The 14,800-nt window shown below is 71.5% G+C and carries 14 protein-coding genes; 3 read left to right on the top strand and 11 right to left on the bottom strand.

The features are described from left to right. The first annotated feature begins 117 nt into the window (after nt 1-117). Nucleotides 118-1,521, top strand: coding sequence for a lysine 2,3-aminomutase (locus tag AB0J72_RS06970; RefSeq protein ID WP_363396268.1), 1,404 nt, complete (start codon nt 118-120; stop codon nt 1,519-1,521). After that, entirely contained in the window at nt 1,522-1,965 is a 444-nt protein-coding gene (locus AB0J72_RS06965; RefSeq protein ID WP_363395382.1) for a hypothetical protein, read from the top strand. A gap of 239 nt (nt 1,966-2,204) precedes the next feature. On the opposite strand, the gene AB0J72_RS06960 is transcribed toward AB0J72_RS06965, so the two are convergent. The 11 genes from AB0J72_RS06960 to AB0J72_RS06910 form a co-directional block, all read right to left on the bottom strand. Beyond that, nucleotides 2,205-2,933, bottom strand: a complete 729-nt coding sequence (locus tag AB0J72_RS06960; protein WP_363395379.1) for an SDR family NAD(P)-dependent oxidoreductase — start codon at nt 2,931-2,933, stop codon at nt 2,205-2,207. A gap of 107 nt (nt 2,934-3,040) precedes the next feature. Then, nucleotides 3,041-3,355 (bottom strand): hypothetical protein, encoded by a 315-nt coding sequence (locus tag AB0J72_RS06955; protein WP_363395376.1) that lies wholly within the window; start codon nt 3,353-3,355, stop codon nt 3,041-3,043. Beyond that, nucleotides 3,352-4,335, bottom strand: coding sequence for an LLM class flavin-dependent oxidoreductase (locus tag AB0J72_RS06950; protein ID WP_363395373.1), 984 nt, complete (start codon nt 4,333-4,335; stop codon nt 3,352-3,354). Before AB0J72_RS06950 ends, AB0J72_RS06955 begins: the two co-directional genes overlap by 4 nt. Beyond that, the gene (locus AB0J72_RS06945) at nt 4,332-5,309 is read right to left on the bottom strand and encodes an enoyl-CoA hydratase/isomerase family protein (RefSeq protein ID WP_363395370.1); all 978 of its coding nucleotides are present in this window, start codon (nt 5,307-5,309) and stop codon (nt 4,332-4,334) included. The genes AB0J72_RS06950 and AB0J72_RS06945 overlap by 4 nt, the downstream gene beginning before the upstream one ends. Before the next feature lie 10 nt (nt 5,310-5,319). After that, complete coding sequence (locus tag AB0J72_RS06940; RefSeq protein ID WP_363395367.1) at nt 5,320-6,309, bottom strand: LLM class flavin-dependent oxidoreductase; 990 nt, start codon at nt 6,307-6,309, stop codon at nt 5,320-5,322. Next, entirely contained in the window at nt 6,306-7,838 is a 1,533-nt protein-coding gene (locus tag AB0J72_RS06935; RefSeq protein ID WP_363395364.1) for a class I adenylate-forming enzyme family protein, read from the bottom strand. The genes AB0J72_RS06940 and AB0J72_RS06935 overlap by 4 nt, the downstream gene beginning before the upstream one ends. Then, nucleotides 7,835-8,833 (bottom strand): LLM class flavin-dependent oxidoreductase, encoded by a 999-nt coding sequence (locus AB0J72_RS06930; protein WP_363395361.1) that lies wholly within the window; start codon nt 8,831-8,833, stop codon nt 7,835-7,837. Before AB0J72_RS06930 ends, AB0J72_RS06935 begins: the two co-directional genes overlap by 4 nt. After that, nucleotides 8,830-9,906 (bottom strand): LLM class flavin-dependent oxidoreductase, encoded by a 1,077-nt coding sequence (locus AB0J72_RS06925; protein ID WP_363395358.1) that lies wholly within the window; start codon nt 9,904-9,906, stop codon nt 8,830-8,832. Before AB0J72_RS06925 ends, AB0J72_RS06930 begins: the two co-directional genes overlap by 4 nt. 85 nt (nt 9,907-9,991) lie before the next feature. After that, nucleotides 9,992-10,963: an acyl-CoA dehydrogenase gene (locus AB0J72_RS06920; RefSeq protein WP_363395356.1), complete on the bottom strand. Its 972-nt coding sequence runs from the start codon at nt 10,961-10,963 to the stop codon at nt 9,992-9,994. 12 nt (nt 10,964-10,975) lie between these two features. Continuing rightward, nucleotides 10,976-12,127, bottom strand: coding sequence for an acyl-CoA dehydrogenase family protein (locus tag AB0J72_RS06915; protein ID WP_344504959.1), 1,152 nt, complete (start codon nt 12,125-12,127; stop codon nt 10,976-10,978). Further along, a complete protein-coding gene (locus tag AB0J72_RS06910) occupies nt 12,114-13,661 on the bottom strand; it encodes an AMP-binding protein (protein WP_363395353.1) in 1,548 nt (515 codons plus the stop codon). The genes AB0J72_RS06915 and AB0J72_RS06910 overlap by 14 nt, the downstream gene beginning before the upstream one ends. Before the next feature lie 68 nt (nt 13,662-13,729). Here AB0J72_RS06910 and AB0J72_RS06905 point away from each other — a divergent pair, with 68 nt between their 5' ends. After that, nucleotides 13,730-14,701, top strand: coding sequence for an MBL fold metallo-hydrolase (locus tag AB0J72_RS06905; protein WP_363395350.1), 972 nt, complete (start codon nt 13,730-13,732; stop codon nt 14,699-14,701). Nucleotides 14,702-14,800: the final 99 nt, after the last annotated feature.

Genomic DNA, 14,800 nt, shown 5'->3' with positions numbered 1-14,800 from the left:
GGACCGCCACCGTAGGCGGGTCGCGGCGTGACCGACCGTCATGTCCGCGGGTCCGGTTTTCCGACCAGCCGGATGACAGACAGAAGATCCTCCCGCCCAAACTCGAAGAACCGGAGAATTTTCGCTACTGTGACAGTTCTAGCGCAGGATTTCTGGAGGTGTGCCGTGCAGCCGTACGCGTATCAACGCCACGAGCTCGTCGAGCCGGACTGGCGACGCCTCCCCGGCTGGCGAGACGTCACCCGCGACGAATGGGAATCCGCCCAATGGCAGCGGGCCCACTGCGTCAAGAACATCAACCAGCTCCGCACCGTCTACGGCGACCTCATCACCGCCGACTTCTACGACGACCTCGCCCTCGACCAGGCCACCCAGGCCACCATGTCGATGCTCGTCCCACCCCACATGATCAACACCATGGTCCCCACCGGCGAGATCACCGACAAAACCCTGCGCGCCGACCCGGTCCGCCGCTACATGCTCCCCGTCGCCTCCGACCGGCTCACCGACTTCCCCTCCCACCCCCACGCCACCCGCGACTCACTCCACGAACACGACATGTGGGTCGCCGAAGGCCTCACCCACCGCTACCCCACCAAGGTCCTCGCCGAACTGCTGTCCACCTGCCCCCAGTACTGCGGCCACTGCACCCGCATGGACCTCGTCGGCAACAACACCCCCACGGTCGCGAAACTCAAGCTCACCCTCAAACCCGTCGACCGCTACGACGCGATGATCAACTACCTCAAGGGACAACCCGGCGTCCGCGACGTCGTCGTCTCCGGCGGCGACGTCGCCAACGTCCCCTGGCCCCAGCTCGAAACCTTCCTCATGCGGCTGCTCAACATCGACACCATCCGCGACATCCGCCTCGCCACCAAAGCCCTCGCCGGACTCCCCCAGCACTGGCTGCAACCCACCGTCGTCGAAGGCCTCGAACGCGTCGCCCGCACCGCCGCCCGCCGCGGCGTCAACCTCGCCATCCACACCCACGTCAACCACGCCCAATCCCTCACCCCACTCGTCGCCCGCGCCGCCCACACCGCCCTCGAGGTCGGCGTCCGCGACGTCCGCAACCAGGGCGTCCTCATGCGCGGCGTCAACGCCACCGCCGCCGACCTGCTCGACCTCTGCTTCGCACTCCAAGGCGAAGCCGGCATCCTGCCCTACTACTTCTACATGTGCGACATGATCCCCAACGCCGAACACTGGCGCGTCGCCGTCTGGCAGGCCCAGCAACTCCAGCACGACATCATGGGCTACCTCCCCGGATACGCCACCCCCCGCATCGTCTGCGACGTCCCCTTCGTCGGCAAACGCTGGGTCCACATGGTCACCGACTACGACCGCGAACGCGGCATCACCTACTGGACCAAGAACTACCGCACCAGCATCGAGGACTCCTCCATGGACCTCGACCGCACCTACCCGTACTACGACCCCATCGACACCCTCCCCGCCTCCGGCATCGCCAAATGGCGAGCCGAAGCACAACTCCCCCTCGTCGCCTACGCTGGGTGAGTGCGCCGTAACCTCCTGCGCCTGCTCGGAGTGAGCCTCGCCGCGGCCGCCGTCATCCTGTACATCAACTCGATCGACGGCGGCTCCGGCGACACCGGCCCCGACCCCGCAAGCCGCCTCCAATGCGCATCCGGCACCCACGTCGCCGCCGCCTACGCGACCGCCGCCCCCACCAGCCGCGAAACCCGCACCCCCGAACAGCTCGCGACCGCCTGGGCCACCGTCCGCTCCAAGGCCCTCCTCGCCGGCCTGCACACGGTGTACGAACAACCCGACCGCATCGACATCGCGTTCGACGCCAAGGCCCACACCGTCGCCGTGCTCACCTTCCGCTCCCACGAGCCCCTCGGCTGGCACCTCGAAGCGGTCGTCGCCTGCCAGTCCCCGCTCACACAACGCTCCGGCCCCCAGAACCCACAGACGGTGCCGAGCAGCGGTCCCTGAGCAAGGAAAAACGGAAGTCCGCCGCGCAGCGGCATGTTTTTGTTCTGGCGTGGCGACAGCCACGTCGCCTAAGGCATCCTAGGATGCTAGGAATTGAGTGTCGAGCTGGGTGTACCCGGTAAGACGACGGTGGTCCGGCCAGGCGCGCAACCCGACCGGACCACGATCGCCGGCCGTGACGGGCGCGCACCCGACCCGGCCAGGTCGCCGCGGCGCGATCCCAGCGCCGCGGCGACCAGTCAGCGGGGCGCCATCCGCAGCGCGCCGTCCAGGCGGATGACCTCACCGTTGAGGTAGTCGTTGGCGACGATGGACAGGGCCAGCGCCGCGTACTCGGCCGGGGTGCCGAGCCGGCCCGGGAAGGGCACCCCGGCGGCGAGGCCCGCCCGGTACTCCTCCGACACGGTCTCCAGCATCGGGGTGAACATGATCCCCGGCGCGATCGTCATGACCCGGATGCCGTGCTGGGCGAGGTCACGGGCCGCGGGCAGGGTCAGACCGACGATGCCGCCCTTCGAGGAGGAGTACGCCGCCTGCCCGACCTGCCCCTCGTACGCGGCCACCGACGCCGTGTTGACGATGACACCCCGCTGGCCGTGCGCGTCCGGCTCGGTCGCCGCGATCCGCTCCGCCGCGAGGGCCATGACGTTGAACGTGCCGATCAGGTTGACCTGCACCACCTTGGCGTACATCGCGAGGTCGTGCACCCCGCCGCGGCCGAGGATCCGGGCCGACGGGGCGATCCCGGCGCAGTTGACGACGACCCGCAGCGGTTCGGGGCCGCCCGCGGCGACCGCGACCGCCTCCCGGACCGCCTCAGGGTCCGTCACGTCGACCTGGATGCCGTCGAAGTCGGCCAGGTCGAAGCCGTGCACGGTCGCGCCCGCCGCGGTCAGCGCGGCGGCGGTGGCCGCGCCGAGGCCGGACGCTGCGCCGGTGACGATGGCGGCGGTGTTGGTGAGATCCACCCGGGCTCCTGTCGTGAGTTCAGATGTCGGTGATACGCAGGCCCGCACGGGCCTGGACCCGCGGTCGGCCGGGATGAGGTCGGCGGGCCCGCCCCACCCCGGTCCGGTCATGCCAGCTTCTCGTACAGCACGACCGGGTTACCGCCCGGATCCGTGACCAGCACCCGCCGCTCATGCGGCCCGGTCACCACGTCGTCGCCGGAGTAGCCCAGCGCGGCGAGGTCGTCGACCTGGATGCTCAGCACCGTCCGGCCGGGCACCGGCTGCTGCGACGCGTCGGCGAGGCCGATGGTGACGGAGCCGTCGGTGACCGCGGCGTACCGGTCGCCGTCGCGGAACCGGGTCGTCAGCCCGAGCGCGGTGTAGAACGCCAGCTGCGCGTCGAGCGCGTCGGCGGGGACGATGACGTGACCGATCTTCATGGGCGGAACCTCGGCATGACCTCGCGGGCGAAGCGTTCGACGATCTCGATCGAGCGGGCGATCGGCAGCCCGAGCCACTGGGCCCGGAACACGAAGTGGTTGAAGCCGGCGTCGGCGAAGTCCCGCACCTTCGCGGCGATGTCGTCGGGCGAGCCGAAGAACAGCGCCTTCTCCTTGATCCCCTCCCACTGGGTCTCGAAGTAGTCCATGCCGTACTGGACGTACTCGCCGTAGGAGCGGCGCACGGCGGTGCCGGCGATGTCGTAGGCGGCGTCGAAGGAGTCCGCGACGCACAGGTCGCGGTGGATCGGGAACACCGCGCCCTCGTCGGAGAACCCGGCCTCCGCGCGGGCGGCGCGGTAGTCGGCGAGGTTGCCGACGGCCCAGTTGCGGCGCACGTTGGACGGGGCCAGCCACGGCAGGCCCTGCTTCGCGATCCGGGCGATGCCGATCGGGCCGTTGGCGCCGACCCACACCGGCGGGTGCGGCCGCCGCACCGGCAGCACGCTGCACCGCACCCCGTCGAGCTCGAAGTGCTGGCCCTTGTGGGTGACGGGCTCACCGGTCCACAGCTGCCGCATCACGTCGAGCGCCTCGTTCATCCGGGACACCCGGGTGCGGCGTTCGATGCCGAACGAGGCGAACTCGTCGTCGCGGTAGCCGGAGCCGATGCCGAGGACGAACCGGCCGCCGGACATCTGGTCGATGGTGGCGATCTCCTCGGCCCAGTGCACCGGGTGCCCGAGCGGCAGGATGAGGATGCCGGTGCCGAGCTCCATCGTCCCGGAGTGGTCGATGAGCCGGGACAGCAGCGGCAGCGGCTGCGGCGTCGACAGCGACGACAGGTAGTGGTGGATGCCGAAGACCGAGTCGTAGCCGAGGTCGCGGACGTGCTGGACGTACTCGACGATCTCGCCGGTCCGCCGGTGCAGGTCGTCGCCGGGCTCGTACTGGTGGTCGAGCAGGATGCCGAACTTCACGCGGGATCCTCTTGCGAACGGGACTCGCTGAGCCGGAAGTACGGCGCGACCATCCGGTCCCGGTCCTCCAGGGCCTGCCGGATGCCCTTCTCCCGGCGCTCCTTGAGGAAGTTCCAGTCGCCGTCGTCGAAGCTGACGTTGGTGGCCCAGCCGTGCCCGACCCAGCCGGTCATCGCGCCGAGACCCTTGCCGCGGGCCTCCATCACGACCTGCATCATCGACTTGCCCATCATCAGCGAGTCCAGCGGCATCACGGCGATCGCGTCGGCGTAGTCGTCGGTCCAGCGCTGCAGGTCCTCCAGCGGCACGACCTTCGTGACGAGGCCCTTGCGCTCGCCCTCCTCGGCGCCGATGGCGCGCATGGTGAGCATGACGTCCTTCATCGTCGTCAGGCCGACCTTCTCGATCCAGTGGTACATGTCCTGCGGGGCCGGGCCGAGGTAGCGGAACGCCGGGTGGGTGAAGCGGGCGTTGGGGGCGGCGATGACGATGTCGGCGGACAGCGCGATCTGGAAGTGCCCGCCGTAGCAGTACCCCTGGACCTGGCAGATGGTGGCCTTCAGCGACTCGATGATGGGCCGGGTGAAGCCGGAGCTGAGCACGTTGCGGTCCGGCAGGATCCGCTGCCGCTGCGCCGGGCGGCGCCGCGACGCCTTGTCGGTGCCGGACTTGTAGCCGATGTAGTGGCCGAGCTCGGCCGCGTCGGCGCCGGTGCCGAAGTGCTCACCCTCGCCCTTGAACACGATCACCTTGACCCGGTCGTCGGCCTCGGCCTCCCGGACCAGGTCGCCGACCCGTTCGAACGCGGCGACCGGGATCGCGTTGAGCCGGTCCGGGCGGTCGAAGGTGATGGTGGCGACGGAACGCGCCTCGTCGACGTCGTAGCGGACGTACTTGGCGAGGACCTCCGGGTCGACCTCCATGTTCTCGACGTCCCACTGGTTTTCCAGCAGCTCGGCTTCGGTCTTCTTCACGGCGGATTCCTTACTGACGGAAGGCGGGGAACACTTCGGAGGCGAACAGGCGCAGGGAGGCACGGACCTGCTCGGTGGGCATGCCGAGCCAGCCGGGCCGGAAGATGAGATGGTCGAAGCCCAGGTCGCGCAGCGCGCTGATGCGTTCGATGAGGAACTCGGGCGAGCCGAGCAGCAGGGTGTTGCGGACCAGCTCGTCGAAGCGGTCGCGCTGCCAGCGCAGCGCCGGGTACTCCGCGTAGGTGGAGTACTCGACCCGGGCGTGCGGCAGCGCCTCCTCGACGGCCCGTTCGGTGGTCGGGGCGCAGTACAGCTCGACGCCGACGGGCCGGGAGATCCGGGACGGGTCGCGGCCGTACTCGGTGAGGGCGTCGTTGTAGACGGCGAGGTGCTCGGGCAGGAACCGGCGGCTCGGCGAGTTGCCGGGCGCGTACCAGGCGTCGCCGAGCCGGGCGGCCCGCCGGACCGCCTTCTTGCCGCCGGCGCCGATCCAGATCGGCGGCCCGCCCGGGGTCAGCGGCCGGATGCCGATGGTCGCGTCCTTCTGCGGGTAGAACTCGCCGTCGGTGGTGACCGGTTCGCCGCCCCACAGCGCCCGGATGAGCCGCAGGCTCTCGTCGAGGCGGCGGAAGCGGGTCTCGGGGTCGATGCCGAACGCGGCGAACTCGTTCTCGCGGTAGCCGGCGCCGACGCCGAGGATCACCCGGCCGCCGGACAGGTGGTCGAGGGTGGCGAACTCCTCGGCGATGTGCACCGGGTGGAACATCGGCAGCAGCAGGATGCCGGTGCCGATGAGCATGTTCCCGGAGCGCGGGATGAGGCTCGCCGTCATCGAGATCGGCTGCGGGGTGTTGAGGTTGGACTGGAAGTGGTTGATCGTCCAGACCGAGTCGTAGCCGAGCTCGGCGGCCAGTTCGACGGTGCCGAACAGGTCGCTGAGGTGTCTGCCGAGGTCGTCGCCGTGCGGGTACTGGTGCGACGCCATGATCCCGAACTTCATCGGTGCCCCTCTCCGGCGGCCCGGCTGATCTTGCCGGTGCTGCTGCGTTCCAGCTCGGGCACGAACTCGATCCGCCGCGGTGTCTTGAAGTGCGCGAGCCGGTCCCGGGCGAACGCGACGATCCGGTCGGCGAGCTCGCCGTCGGCGACGGTGTCGTCGGCGGCGCGCACGACGAGCGCCACCGGGATCTCGCCGAGCCGGTCGTCGGGCCGGCCGAGCACCCGCACGTCGCGGACGAGCGGGTGCTCGCGCAGCTCGTCCTCGATCTCCTCGGGCCACACCTGGAACCCGCCGCACTTGATCATGTCGCGCTTGCGTCCGACGAGGAACAGCACGCCGTCCGCGTCGACGTACCCCATGTCGCCGGTGTGGACCCAGCCGTCCTGGACCAGTTCGCGGGACGCCTCGGCGTCGTCGACGTAGCCCTTGGTCAGCTCGGACCGCACGACGACCTCGCCCTCGGCGCCGGTCGGCAGGGCCGTGCCGTCGCCGTCGCGGATCTCCAGCTCCACGCCGGGGTAGACCCGGCCGGCGGAGCCGGGCTTCCACCGGCCGGCCTTCATGTCGCGGCCGTTCCAGCCGGCGATGTGGCCGGCCTCGGTCGAGCCGTAGTTGACCAGGATCGGCACGTGGTAGCGCTCCTCGAAGGCGCGCCGGACCGGCCACGAGATCGCCTGCCCGGCGACCAGGACGGACTTGACCCCTGCGAAGGGCAGGTCCCGGTCCGAGTGCACGATGTCGAAGACCATGGTGGGCAGGAAGAAGAAGTTGTCGAACGCGAACCGGTCCATCAGCTCGGCGAGCCGGTCGACGCCGAAGCGCTCCCAGACGACCGCGGGCCGGCCGACGAAGAACGCGAAGAGCAGCGAGTGCTGGCCCCCGCTGTGGAACAGCGGCAGGGCGATGAGGTTGGCCTTGGCGTCGGCGGCGGCGGTGCCTTCGGCGTCGCTGCCGGTGGAGACCCGGGCGAGGCGTTCGAGGGAGGCGCGGGTGCCGCCGTGGGTGACGCTGACCGACTTCGGCCGGCCGGTGGTGCCGCCGGTGGACAGGATGCAGGCCTCGGCGTCGCCGGCGACGTCCACGGCGGGCACGGTGACCTGCTGCCGCCAGTCCAGGTCGGGCACCCCGGCGACCGTCCCGACGGCGGACCGGACCTCGACGTCCGGGCCATTGGCGAGCAACCCCGCGACGACGTCCGGGCGCCGGTCGTCCACGACCAACAGCCTGGGCGCGGTCTTGGTGAGGGACTCGGCGAGCTCGGCGGCGTTGTACAGGCTGCTGACGGTGACCGGGACGGCGCCGATCTTCCAGGCGCCGAACAGGAAGAACACGATCTCGGGTCCGTTGGTGAGGTAGCAGGCGACCCGGTCGCCCGCGCCGATCCCCTCGGCGCGCAGGGCCGCGGCGACGCCCCCGGCGAGCCGGTCGACCTCCTCGAACGTCCAGGACCGGCCGTCGTCGCCGTACAGTGCGGGCACCCGCGGCCGGTCGGCGGCGCGGTGCTCCAGGATGCGGGCAAGGCTGCTCACGTCGTCACCTCAGCAGGGGTGGTGACCCGCGGGATGATCTCGGCGCCGAAGCGGGCGAGCTGCTCCATGGCCTCGTCCTGGCCGGCGCCGACGAACTGGTGCCGCAGCGACACCTCGGTGATGCCGAGCTCGGTCTCCCAGCGGCGCAGCTTCGCCACGATCTCGTCCGCGGACCCGACCAGGCAGTCCTCGGCGAGGTACCGGTCGACGTCGATGGCCTGGGCGTCGTCCCACGACTTGTAGCCGGCGTACTGGCGCTGCAGGTGCGGCCGGACGGCGGCGACGGCCGTCGCGTAGGTGTCGCCGACGCACGCCTCACGGCTCATCGGGTACTCCCGGTCCAGGCTGTGGCCGTGCTCGGCGAGGACGTCGCGGTAGACGCCGAGCAGCCGGGCGAGCTCGGCGTCGTCGCCCTTCGGGCCGATCAGCCACGGGGCGTCGAGGCGGGCGGCGCGGCGCACGGCGGCCTCGGCGAACGCGCCGATCCACAGCGGCGGCCCGCCGGCCTGCACGGGCCGCAGCGCCAGGGAGGCGCCGGGGACCTCGCCCCAGCTGCCGTGCGCGTCGACGGTGGCGCCGCTCCACAGGGCCCGCAGCAGCGGGACGTAGTCGCTGAGCCGGCGCAGCCGGTCGTCCCACGCGACACCGAAGGCGGCGGTCTCGCGCTTGCGGTAGCCGGCGCCGAGGCCGACGGTGAGCCGGCCGCGGGACAGCACGTCCAGCGACGCGAGGTCCTCGGCCAGCGCGATCGGGTTGAGCAGCGGGGCGAGCAGGACGCCGAAGCCGATCCGGACCCGGCTGGTGGCGGCGGCGAGGTAGCCCGCCAGGGGGACCGGCTGGACGAACGCCGACTTGGCCAGGTAGTGGTGGCCGAGGTAGACGGCGTGGAACCCGGCCGCCTCGGCGGCGGCGGCCTGGGCGAGCACGTCGTCGAGGCCGGCGGTGGCGGACGCGGACGGGTCGAACTGGGCGCTCAGGAAACAGCTGATCCTCACCCGACGACCGCCGCGGTCTTGGTGCGTGCCTGGGCGCGGAAGTGCGGGATCACCTTGGCGGCGAACTCCTCCATGGAGCGCAGCGCGGCGGCGCGGTCCAGCGTCGGGATGCGCAGCCAGCCGATGTAGTGGTTGATGCCAAGCTGTTCGCGCAGCATCTCGATGGTGTCGATGACCTGCTGGGCGGAGCCGAAGTTGCCGCCGTGGGTGAGGGTCTGCTCCAGGGTGAGCAGCTCGATGTTCTTGGCGACCGCCGCGTAGTAGGCGCGTTCCTTCTCGATCGCCTCCTCCGAGCCGGGGATGACCTTGCCGACCGACTTGTAGTACTGCATCGCGGCATGCGCGGCCTGGCGCAGCCCGGCCTCGCCGTCGCCGCACCAGACCTGCTGCATGAACGGCAGGTCGTAGGTGGTGATGTCGAAGCCATTGTCGCGCATGGCCTGCTGGTACAGGCTGAAGTTCTTCTGCATGATGCCCAGCGGCGTGAAGTTGGGCGAGGTGATGATCGACTCGCCGACGGCGCCGCGCTCGCGGAAGCTGTCCGGGGAGACGGTGCCCTGCAGGATCGGCGGCCCGCCCGGGGTGAACGGCCGCGGGTAGGTGGTGACGTTGTCGTAGTGGAAGATCTCGCCGTGGTAGGAGAAGTTCTCCTGCGACAGGGCGAGCCGCAGGATCTCCAGGGTCTCCTGGTAGCGCTGCTTCGACTCCTCCAGCGGCACCCCGAACCCGGCGAACTCCGACGGCTGGTAGCCGCGGCCGACGCCGATCGACACCCGTCCGCCGCTGAGCACGTCGAGGGCGGCGATGTCCTCGGCCAGCCGCAGCGGGTGGTGCAGCGGCAGGACGAGGACGGCGGTGCCGATGGTGATGCGCTTGGTCCGCTCCGCGACGGCCATGCCGAAGTTGATCGGGCTGCCGAGGATGCCGTACTTGGAGAAGTGATGCTCGGCCAGCCAGATCGAGTCGAAGCCGAGCTCGTCGGCCAGCTGGATCTCGTCGAGCGTCTCCCGCAGCACCTGGTGGTCCGATGTGCCTTCGTTCACCGGGAACAGGTTCATGATGCCGAACTTCACGATCTCTCCTCGTTTATTCCGACCAGCCGGTATGTTACTGGTACCGCGCCGGCATTCGCAAGATGTTCGCAGGCCAGCGCCTATGTCAGGGCTTTGCCTGACGGGCCTGCACCCGCAGGGTTCCGACGCGGCGGCGGTGCCAGGAGCCGGCGCCGAGCACCGCGTCGAGCACGAGCGCGCGGCGCAGGAACAGGTGCGGATCGGCCTCCATGGTGATGCCCATGCCGCCGTGCACCTGGATGCAGCGTTCGGCGGCGAAGACCGCGGCCCGGCCCGCCGCGGCCTTGGCGGCGTGCACCTGGATCTCCGCGTCGGGCCGGCCGTTGTCGACCGCCCACGCGGCGTACAGCGTGAGGTCCCAGGCGGCCTTGCGGACCGTCGCGGCGTCGGCGAGCTGGAACGCGACCCCCTGGTAGGAGCCGATCACCCGGCCGAACTGCTCGCGGGTGCGGGCCTGCTCGGCGGCGAGGTCGATGGCGCCCTGCGCGACCCCGCACAGCTCGGCGGCGACGACCAGGGTGGCCCGCCACGGCCCGGTGCCGGCCGGGGCGACCCGCACCGGTTCGGTGAGGGTGACGTCGGACAGCGGCACCGACGGGTCGAGGGACTGCCGTGCGACGACCCCCTCGACCGGGGAGATCCCGACCCGGCCCGGCAACAGCACAGCGAGGCCGTCGGCCTGGGCCGCGTACCGTACGAGACCCGCACCGTCCATCGCCGGCGTGAGCACCCGCTCCCCCGCGAGGACATCCTCGGGCAGCGCGCCACCTGCGCCGCTGAGCAGCTGCACCGCGGCGGCGTGCGCCGGGAACCGGCTCGGCACCAGGTGCTCGCCGAGGACCTCGACGGCGACGAGCAGATCGACGAGGTCCGAGCCGATGCCGCCGGCCGGCTCCGGCACCCCGAGCAGACCGAAGTCGCGCAGCAGCGGGCCGTCGCACGCCGGGGCCTGCCAGCCGCGCTCGAGGGCGCCCCTGGCGGTGGCCCCCTCCCCCTCCGCGAGGGACCGGACGGTCTTGGCGATCTCCAGTTGCTCCTGGGTGAATGTCGCGCGCATGCCGGGCTCCGCTCAGCGTGAACGGGGCAGGTGCAGGACCCGCTCCGCGAGGATCGACTTCTGGACTTCTTCGGTGCCGCCCTCGATGGTGTGCGCGCGGGCGCGCAGGTAGCGGCGCATCCGGGCGGCGGCGCCCGCACCGTCCAGCAGCACCCCGCCGCCGTCGTCGAGCTGCACCGCGAGCCGGTTGGCGGTCTGCACGACCCCGGCCCACAGGCTCTTGAGCGCCGAGGTCTCGGGTCCGGGCACCCCACCGGCCTGGGTCTCGCCGAGCATCCGCATCGAGCCGATCCGGACCGCCTCGGCGTCGCACTGCAGCTGGCCGACCGCGTCGAGGAACGCGCTGTCGCCGGCGACGCCGCGCTCGACGGCGACGTCGATCACCCGGTCGACGGCCTGCCGGGCCCACACCCACAGGTTCAGCGCCATGCTGCCGCGTTCGAACGCGAGCGTGGTGAGGGCGACCTTCCACCCGTTGCCCACCCCGCCGAGCACGTCCTCGTCGGGCACGAACACGTCGTCGAGGAACATCTCGTTGAACTCGGTGTCCCCGTTGATCATCACCAGGGACCGGACCGTGAACCGGTCCATCGGGGCCAGCAGGTAGCTGATGCCCTGATGTTTCGGTGCGGCGGCGTCGGTACGGGCGAGCAGCAGGCACTTGGAGGCGTTGTGCGCGTTGGACGTCCAGATCTTCGACCCGTTGACCAGCCAGCCGCCGTCCACCTTCGTCGCGGCGGTGCGCAGGCTGGCCAGGTCCGAGCCGGAGCCGGGCTCGCTGAAGCCCTGGCACCAGTACTCGTCGCCGCGCAGGATGCCAGGCAGGTGCCGGGCCTGCTGCTCGCGGGTGCCGTGGGCGATGATCGTCGGCCCGGCCAGCATCATGCCGACGCCGTTGAGCGGGTAGGGGGCGCCGCGGACGGCCGCCTCCTCGTTGAAGATCGCCTGGGCGAGGGAGTCCAGGCCGCGGCCGCCGTGCTCGGCCGGCCACGACAGCCCGGCCCAGTTGCCGGCGCACAGCCGGTCCTGCCAGACCCGGGACCAGTGCTCGCGCTGCTCCTGGGTCAGCTCCTCCTGGTCGGGCACGTCCCGCAGCGCCTCGTCGAGCCAGGCGCCGGCCTCCCGGCGGAACGCCAGGTCGGTGTCGCTGTCATCGAAGTCCATGGGCGGTGACCTCCCCTACCGGCCTGAGCCGCTGCTTGTACAACTTCCCGTTCGGGTCCCGCGGCAGCGCGTCGTGCACGACGTGGTCGCGCGGGCGTTTCGGCTTCGCCAGCAGGGTCTCCAGGTGCGCCCGCAGCGCCGCGACGACCGTGTCCCGGTCGGGGGCGCCGTCGCGCAGGACGAGGTGCGCCTGCGGGACCTCGCCGAACTCGGGGTCGGGCGCGCCGATGACGGCGGCGTCGGCGACCCACTCGTGGGTGAGCAGCGCCGCCTCGATCTCGGCCGGGTAGACGTTGACCCCGCCGACCAGGATCAGCTCGGCGGCCCGGCCGGTGATGTACAGGAAACCGTCCTCGTCGACGTGCCCGACGTCCCAGACCGTCATGAGGCCGTCGCGGCGGGCACCGTCGGTCTTGCCCGGGTCGTTGTGGTACTCGACCTTGTCGTTGCCCTGGCGCATGTACACGATGCCGGTCTGCCCGGCGGGGACCTCGGCGCCCTGCTCGTCGAGGATCTTCAGGGTGGAGATCGAGGCGGGCCGGCCGACGGTGCCGGGGTGGGCGAGCCACTCGTGCGGCCGGGCGACGGTGGTGCCGACCTCCGTCGAGCCGTAGTACTCGTACACCACCGGGCCGAACCAGTCGAGGATCCGCTGCTTCACGTCCCGCGGGCACGGGGCCGCGCCGTGCAGCACGTAGGCGAGGGAGGAGACGTCGTAGCCGTCGCGCACCTCGCGGGGCAGCTGCAGCAGCCGGTAGAAGTGCGTCGGCACCATGCTGGTGCCGGTGACCCGCTGGTCCTGGACCCGGCGCAGGAACCCTTCCGGGGTCCAGCCGTCCATCAGGACCAGGGAGCCGCCGGCGTGCAGCGCGCCCATCGCCGGGGTGATGTTGGCGGAGTGGTAGAGCGGCGCCGACACCAGCCACGACCCGAACGCGGAGCGCTGCATCCCGAACTCGTTGAACAGCCACACGTAGGTGCGCGCGCCGGTGTCCGCGTCGATGCCGCTGAGCGGGCGCTTCACCCCCTTGGAGCGGCCGGTGGTGCCGGAGGTGTACATCATCAGCGAGCCGGCCGGGGTGTCCTGCGGGCTGGTGGCCGGCATCCCGTCGGTGAGCCCGCCGGTGGGCCCGGTGAGGCCGTCGGGCCCGTCGATGTAGAGCAGCGTCCCGGGCGGCGCGGCGGCGGTGACGACGTCCCTGACCCGCTCGGAGCCGACGACGACCTTGGCCCCGCTGTCGGCGAGGATGTAGGCGACCTCGGGCTCGGTCAGGTGGTAGTTGAGGGTCACCAGGTACAGCCCGGACTGCATCGCCGCGAGGTACAGCGCGACCATGCCGGGGCTGTTGGTCATCACCGCCGCGACGGTGTCACCGACCCGCAGCCCCGCGCGGGTGCGCAGCCCGTGCGAGATCCGGTTGACCTCGGCGAACAGCGCACCGTAGGAGATCCGCCGGTCGTCGGCGGTCACGATCGCGCACAAGTCCGGTTCGGCGGCTGCCCACAGCCGGAAACCGGTCCGGTCCTCGGTCATCGGACTCCTTGAACTAAATTCCGACCATCCGGTATGTTCTTGCCAACAGTAAGGGAGGGCCCCCCGCGATGTCCATACCCGTGAGCGAGGCGCACGCCGCCAGCTACCGCGCCCGGGAGGTCCCCACTCCCGCCCAGGTCATCGACGGTGTGTGGGCCGTCCCGGTGCCCCTGCACGGCAGCGCGCTGCGGGCCGTCACCGTGTTCCTCATCGAGACCCGGGCGGGGCTGGTCCTCGTCGACGCCGGCTACGACCACCCGTCCTGCTGGGCGTCGTTCCGGCGGTCCCTGACCGCGATCGGGCACTCCGTCGAGGCGATCTCCACCGTCCTCATCACCCACAACCACCCCGACCACGTCGGCTTCGCCGACCAGGTCCGCGCCGTGTCCGGCGCCCGGGTGCTGATGGGCGCCGCCGACGACTTCGCCGCGATGCACCGCGTCCGCGGCGGCTTCCTCGAGCAGCTGCGCACCGCCCTGGAGCTGACCGGCGCGCCGCGCGACGTCGTCGACGGCATGTACGCCGACGCGGTGAAGGTCGCCGAGCACCACGAGTCGCTGCGCCTGGACACCGCGCTGACCGGCGACACCGAGCTCGGCTTCGGCGACGTGACGATCCGCGCCCTGCACTCCCCCGGCCACACGTACGGGCACACCGTGTACTACGACACCCGCGGGCTGGTCTTCACCGGCGACACGATGATGGCCGAGGGCCCGACCCAGCTCGCCATCGTCAGCCGCCCCGGCGACGACCCCGCCGGGGACCTGTTCCGCTCCCTGGACCGCATCCGGGACCTCGGCGCCGCGATCGCCTGCCCGGCCCACCAGTTCCCGTACCGTGACGTCGCCGCCCGCGCCGAGCAGCTCAAGGCCTTCCACCAGGCCGAGGTCGACCAGGCCCGGACCCTTGCCGGCCCCGGCGACACCGCCTGGGACGTGGCCCGGCGCATGCCGTGGAAGAAGCCGTGGGACGAGCTCGGCGGCGGCACCCGCCGCTTCTCCCTCGTGCACACCCTGGCCCTGCTCCGCAACACCCGCTGACCGCCGGGGGGCCCCGGGGGCCCGGGGGGGCCCGCGGGGGGGCGTAGGGGCAGTCCGACCACGACTAGGTCGCCCGCCCGGGGGGGGCCGGCGCCGGGG

This window comes from Dactylosporangium sp. NPDC049742, from assembly GCF_040674675.1.
Taxonomy (GTDB): Bacteria; Actinomycetota; Actinomycetes; order Mycobacteriales; family Micromonosporaceae; genus Dactylosporangium; species Dactylosporangium maewongense.
The sequence above is the reverse complement of the archived record's forward strand: the minus strand, read 5'-3'. Positions and strand labels throughout refer to the sequence as shown.